Genomic DNA, 3,313 nt, shown 5'->3' with positions numbered 1-3,313 from the left:
AAGGAGGATGGAGCCTCCGAAGATATAAAAGTACAGCAACACCAACTAAACCGGCACATAGGTAAAGCCGGGCAATACATCAGAACCAATAGCGTACTTTGCCATATCACGCTATGGCTGACAAAACAGCCTTTACATGAATGGCAAAGGAATTACCGCTACGGCTCAGAATATGCGAAAACAAGATGTCTGTTATACGATTGAACTGTCATAGAGATTCATAACTTTTAGCCCATTCGCTGTAGCCTTACGATAAGTATAAAACGTACCACCCTTGGGCTTGCCGTCATACCAGGCAATAAGAGACGAACTGTGAAAAACCATATAGTCGTTGCGTCGAAGCAAACAGCCATGGTAGTAGTGTTCGCTCAGGATGATAACATCATCCGAGTTACGGAGGATGGTATCGTACCGGGCTTTCATCGCATCGTTCCACCGCTCGGCTTGTCCGCGATACGGTACTACGGCAATAACTTGCAGACCAGACAATTCGGACTGCAACGCAAGGGCAACTTCTGCCGCCAGCATATCAAACCCCATGGCACAACCACAGTAAAAATGACGATAACCTCCAACGTATGCCTTGGTTATCGCTGCCTTTAATTGCAGCTTCAGTTGCTTCCTATATAGGAATGGAATATTACGGTGTCCACTGAAGCAAACGGACACTGCCTTATCATACTTTGTCTGGGTCATATTATTTCACTTTGTAATGGGTTCTTGCGAGGAATATACCTCCGAGTACATTAGCACCAAGGCTTTCAAGCTGATTGGCATAAGTAGCATAACTCAGCCCTTTGGTTATCACATCATCAAAGACTACTACAGACCTGCCGTTGAAAAAAGCCGAATCAAACTCAATGACGTTTACCTTACGGACTTCTTTCTCTGCCTTACGGTTCTCGTGAATGGTCAGCCTCTCACCACTCACTGATACATGGTCATAACCATTGATAGCTCCGGTCAGTTCGCATACCCTTTGGCAGAATGCCTTGTAACGTATCTCGTTCTTCTTATCGGTGGATGCCGGTACGGGAGAAAATACAATGTTGGTGCATGATGTTCCATAACGTTCGGTCATGTTGGCTGCCGTGCGTTGAGCAACCTCTTCGTATGCCCGTCCATCCTTGAAATCAAAGACTAACTTGCGGTCTGCTATCTCACGCTCGCTCACATTGCGTATGCGTGCAGGAAAATACTTACAGAACCATACCTGTGGCTTGTCCAACTGCTTTTGAAGTTCTATGTCTATCGTCTTTGCCATAACTCTGATAATTTTTCTTTTTCCCTCTTTTTGAAGGCTGTTCAGCCTGCTGAGGGATATTTTCTGCCATCAACTGCCGCCCAAGAATACCGATAAGACAAACCGGGGACAAGAAATACGCTCTGACGTTCAGAGGAAGATTTCTCGTTCCAGCGATAGTGGCGATTTGATGTTTGGTAAAAGGCGGCTTACTTTGCGGGAAATATGACTACGACAGAGCTGACTGACAAACAGAACATGCTTTCTTACTACAAGAGGTTGTCATATAGACATGTAGAATAGGTGCAAGATTTATAAAAGGAATGGGTGGGCAGTGGAGCGTCTGTGGCTTGCCGGTCCAAACTTCCCGATGAAGTGACCGTACAACTTAGTCTCAAATCTGGCGAAGCGTAAGCCTTGGCAGTTTGTGACCGAGGTGTACGGTCTTTTCATGTTTGGCTTCCGTAAAGAGTCTTTCACTCACCCCATAGCAGCTCTGCTGCCATAAGGTGAGTGAATGTCTCTTGCGGACAAGTCCTGTGACGTTCCGCTGATGGTGTGGGGCGAAGCTATAAAAACAGACAGACGGCATTGCCGGTTACAAAAGGACAGATGGTGGAGGTTGCTGCAAGGACAACAGGTTGGCTTGATTGACACTTGTGGCAAATGTGCCATCGTCCTTGCTTTGCCCCAAAGACGGGTACACAGCATATAGCAGACTTGTATGCCATTTGCCGTGTACCGGTCAAAAGGGCAAAAACATCCTTTATAAAAGCATGTACACTTAAAAGAGGAAGTTGTATGGGTAAGACTTTATAATATAAGAGTGATATGGCTTACAAATTATCGGTGCTATTTTAGATTAGTGCCACGATTTTGCTAACTTTGCAAGTGAGTGAAAACGGATTCTGATAATAAGCAATGAAGCCATTACATCCATATCCGATTACGCCGAAATACACTGTAATGTTGTAAATAACCGGATTGAAACGGACTGCTTCATTCAAATAAAAATACGATGAATGCAAGACTATTGTTCATACTCCTGCTTTTCGTTATCGGGGCATTGTGGTATATTATCGGCTACTGGCGACGAAAAGCAGGAGAAGCGGCATTCGCCGCCGCACGGTTGGCCGAAAAGAGCGAGGAACGTGAACGCTACTGTCGTCTGGCGGTAATGGCCGGTCATCGGGAAGCCTGCCGTATGTTCTGTCTCTTGCACCCCGAACAGTTTGATGGCCATTCTCCCCATAAGCCGTTCAAATCACGAGGCATCCGAATCTCTTTTTACGGGTATTACTATCCGTCACGATACAATGCGCTGCTCAATGATGAACAGAGGGCCTTCTGCCATTCCATCTACCAATTCAAACAAGGAGATATACACGGAATCGAGTTCTTTAAAACGTGCATGAATGCTTTGCAACTGAAAAAGAGACCTTACCATATCATGTTCATGCCGTGTAGCAACTGGATAAAATACGGCCAACGGTTCAAACGGCTCGACTGGTACATCGGCAAGCATCGACAGGATTTAACTTCAGGACTGTACGACGTTGATATTTGCGATGCACGAGAAAGCCTGCATGAAGCCAAAGGTGGAGAAAAGCGTATTCTCGAACGAAACTACCTCATTACCGGAAATATCAAAGGGAAAGAGATTATCATCATAGATGATGTGCTGACAACCGGGCAAAGCGTGGCGGATTACAAGGAAGAAATAGAACGGTGCGGTGGCAAAGTAGTGGCGGCTATCTTCTATGGCAAGACGTTCTCCATGCCTTCGATGCTCCTTGTGCAAATACACATCTGGGGCAACCACATTGCCCATATTATCGAACGGATGACAAAGTAACCGGAACGGTTTCAGTCCTTTTTACTTCTTTTCACAAACCTGCCAATGCTGATATACACTCCTGCCGGATGGATTGGATATAATCGAGTATAAGCGAGGGGCTGATACTCCTGCCATTGAGCTTGCAGGTGATATGTAGGTGTTCGCCAGTGCTGCGTCCTGTGGAGCCGGTAATGCCAACCACATCACGCGGATGAACTACTGCTCCTTTGACG

5 protein-coding genes and 1 pseudogene are annotated in these 3,313 nt (G+C 46.0%); 3 read left to right on the top strand and 3 right to left on the bottom strand.

Annotated elements, in window-relative coordinates:
- A partial coding sequence (locus tag ABUA47_RS23810) for a hypothetical protein (RefSeq protein WP_349832178.1) occupies positions 1–204 on the top strand: 204 nt, incomplete at its 5' end.
- On the opposite strand, the gene ABUA47_RS23805 is transcribed toward ABUA47_RS23810, so the two are convergent.
- Positions 193–696, bottom strand: a complete 504-nt coding sequence (locus tag ABUA47_RS23805; RefSeq protein ID WP_349832176.1) for an SLOG family protein — start codon at positions 694–696, stop codon at positions 193–195. The genes ABUA47_RS23810 and ABUA47_RS23805 overlap by 12 nt on opposite strands.
- Position 697: 1 nt before the next feature.
- A complete protein-coding gene (locus tag ABUA47_RS23800) occupies positions 698–1,264 on the bottom strand; it encodes a ribonucleotide-diphosphate reductase subunit alpha (RefSeq protein WP_005836774.1) in 567 nt (188 codons plus the stop codon).
- Between the two features lie 496 nt (positions 1,265–1,760).
- Between ABUA47_RS23800 and ABUA47_RS23795 the strand changes: the two genes are divergently transcribed.
- Both ABUA47_RS23795 and ABUA47_RS23790 read left to right on the top strand, forming a co-directional pair.
- Entirely contained in the window at positions 1,761–1,958 is a 198-nt protein-coding gene (locus ABUA47_RS23795) for a hypothetical protein (RefSeq protein WP_171030728.1), read from the top strand.
- 303 nt (positions 1,959–2,261) lie between these two features.
- Positions 2,262–3,098 carry a phosphoribosyltransferase family protein gene (locus tag ABUA47_RS23790; RefSeq protein ID WP_009293409.1) on the top strand — a complete coding sequence of 279 codons (837 nt, stop codon included), beginning with the start codon at positions 2,262–2,264 and terminating at the stop codon, positions 3,096–3,098.
- 31 nt (positions 3,099–3,129) lie between these two features.
- Here ABUA47_RS23790 and ABUA47_RS23785 read toward each other — a convergent pair.
- A pseudogene (locus ABUA47_RS23785) lies at positions 3,130–3,313 on the bottom strand (M23 family peptidase); the annotation flags it as partial.

Origin of the sequence: Bacteroides sp. RTP31139st1_H2_RTP31139_211217 (genome assembly GCF_040227615.1) — a bacterium.
GTDB lineage: Bacteria > Bacteroidota > Bacteroidia > Bacteroidales > Bacteroidaceae > Bacteroides > Bacteroides uniformis.
This window is presented reverse-complemented; position numbering and strand designations above follow the sequence as displayed.

Excerpts from the sequence above, each read along its gene's own strand:
- ABUA47_RS23805 (WP_349832176.1), bottom strand. The coding sequence starts at position 696 with ATGACCCAGACAAAGTATGATAAGGCAGTGTCCGTTTGCTTCAGTGGA.
- ABUA47_RS23800 (WP_005836774.1), bottom strand. The coding sequence starts at position 1,264 with ATGGCAAAGACGATAGACATAGAACTTCAAAAGCAGTTGGACAAGCCA.
- ABUA47_RS23795 (WP_171030728.1), top strand. The coding sequence starts at position 1,761 with ATGTCTCTTGCGGACAAGTCCTGTGACGTTCCGCTGATGGTGTGGGGC.
- ABUA47_RS23790 (WP_009293409.1), top strand. The coding sequence starts at position 2,262 with ATGAATGCAAGACTATTGTTCATACTCCTGCTTTTCGTTATCGGGGCA.